Genomic DNA, 2,330 nt, shown 5'->3' with positions numbered 1-2,330 from the left:
CCGCGACGGCGAAGTGGGGGCGGTCCTCGCGACGGCGCTCGCCGTGGCCGGTCTGGCCGGGAGCCTGGGCATGGCCCTGGGCATGCTGCGGCCGGAGCTCCTCATGTCACTTGTGAGCAGGGATCCGCAAGTTGTCGATCTGGGAAGAGATTATCTGTTCTATCGTTTTGCGGGAATGCTGCCTCTGCTGTTCTGGTTCCAGGCCAAGGGCGCCTTCGACGGCATCGGCTGGACCCGGATCGGCATGGCGGTGGGCATCGGCATGAACGCCCTGAACGCCCTGCTGAACTGGATCTTCATCTTCGGCCACCTCGGCGCGCCGGCCCTCGGCGTGGCGGGGGCCGCCCTGGCCAGCAGCCTGAGCGCGGGCATGGCGGCCGCGGTCATGGCCGGTTTCCTGCTGCGCACCCCCATCCGCAAACGCTTCCGCTTCCTGTGCCGCAGCAATTTCCGTCCCGACCTGCTGGGCCCCTTCCTGCGCCTGGCCTGGCCGCCGGCGCTGCAGACCCTCGGCGTCATCCTGGGGCTGCTCGTCTTCAACGCCCTGCTCGGCCGCATCGGCGTGGTGGCCCTGGCCGCGGGCAACGTCGTGCTGCGCATCGCCTCGCTCAGCTTCATGCCGGGCTTCGGGGTCGGGGCGGCGGTGCAGACCCTCGTCGGCCAGAGTCTCGGCCGCGGCGATCCGGCCGGCGCCCGCCGGGCCGCGTGGGGCGGCGTGGGTCTTGCGGTGGTCTTCATGGGCCTGTTCGGCGTGGCTTTCGTCGCGGTGCCGGCGTCCCTGATGCGCCTCTTCACCGACCGGCCCGAACTCGTCGCGGCCGGCGTGCCGATCCTGCGCCTCATGGGGCTGGTGCAGGTCATCGACGGGCTGGGCCTGACCCTCGCCGGCGCCCTGCGCGGGGCCGGACTCACCCGCGCGGTGATGCTCATGGACGTCGGGCTCGGATTCGTGCTTTTGCCCCCGCTGACCTATCTTTTCGGCATCGCCTGGGGCGGGGGCCTGCTGGGGGCCTGGCTCGCCCTCCTGACCTGGTTCACCCTCTTCGCCGTCGGCATGGTCGTCATCTGGTTCCGCAGTGATTGGGAGAGCGTGAGGATATGATGCGGGAACCCGCACCGGAGGATCTCTTTGAACCCCCGGACGCACCGGGCGCGGAGACGCGCCGCGTCCTGACGGTCCGGCAGCTCAACGAGGAGATCTCGGCCGCCATGGAGGCCGCCTTCCCGCGCACCGTCTGGGTGCGGGGCGAGGTGCAGCGCCTGCCCCACGACGCCGACCGCCGCACCCACGTCTACTTCGAGCTGCACGAGACGGGCCGCAGCGGCGCGGCGGAGTACCAGATCCCCGTCTCGCTCATGGGCTGGGACCGGCAGCGCTACGGTCTTGGCCGCTACCTCGACGGCACCGATCCCGACTTCCGGATCGCCAACAAGATCGAGGTCTGCCTCGAGTGCAAGGTCGACTTCTACGCCAAGTTCGGGAAGCTCAGCCTGAAGATCGTCGGCGTCGACAAGACCTTCGCTCTCGGCCGTCTCGAGGCCCGGCGGCGCGAGACGCTGGCCTACCTCGAGGCCCACGAACTGCTCGGCCTCAACGCGACGGCGCCCCTGCCCGACCTGCCCCTGCACGTGGGGCTGATCACCTCGCCGGGCAGCGCCGCCGAACAGGACTTCCGCACCGGCCTGGCCGCCAGCCCCTGGGCCTTCCGGGTGCACCTGGTGGGGGCCCGCATGCAGGGCGAGCAGCTCGAGCGCGAGGTGCTGACGGCCCTGCGACGCCAGGTCGACGCCGGCGTCGACGTCATCGTGCTGACCCGCGGCGGGGGCTCCCGCGCCGACCTCAGCTGGTTCGACCAGCGCGACCTGGCCGAGGCCATCGCCCGCTGTCCGGTGCCGGTGGTCACGGCCATCGGCCACGAGATCGACAAGTCCATCGCCGACCTGGTGGCCCACACGAGCTGCAAGACGCCCACGGCCGCGGCGGAGTTCCTCGTCGACGTGGTGGACGGGCAGGCCGGGCGGCTCGACGTCGTGGCCGCGGCCCTGCAGGACCGCCTGGACGACATCCTGGCCGCGGCGGCCCGTCGGGTCGCCGTCGAGGACCGGTTGGCCCGTGCGGCGACCGGGGCGGCGCTGCGGGCCCGGCTGCGCTTCGAGCAGGCGGCGGCACGCCTGCAGCAGCGCGTGGGCAGCGACCTGAACCGCCGGCACGACCGACTCGGCCGACTCGCCGCCCGTCTGGGCAGTGCGGCCACGGGCCATCTCGCGGCCCGCGGCGCGCGGCTCGGCGAGGCCGGCCGCCGGCTGGCCGCCGGCAGCGACGCCGCCCT

2 protein-coding genes are annotated in these 2,330 nt (G+C 72.5%); both read left to right on the top strand.

Annotated features, from left to right (window positions below):
- Positions 1 to 1,102 (top strand): MATE family efflux transporter (locus tag KDM41_17995; protein ID MCB1185315.1); only part of this gene is annotated, 1,102 nt, incomplete at its 5' end.
- Positions 1,099 to 2,330, top strand: a 1,232-nt coding sequence (xseA, locus tag KDM41_17990; GenBank protein ID MCB1185314.1) for an exodeoxyribonuclease VII large subunit, incomplete at its 3' end; no start/stop codon positions are given. The genes KDM41_17995 and xseA, both read left to right, overlap by 4 nt.

Source organism: bacterium (assembly GCA_020440705.1).
In the GTDB taxonomy this organism is placed as follows: Bacteria; Krumholzibacteriota; Krumholzibacteriia; order LZORAL124-64-63; family LZORAL124-64-63; genus JAGRNP01.
The sequence above is the reverse complement of the archived record's forward strand: the minus strand, read 5'-3'. Positions and strand labels throughout refer to the sequence as shown.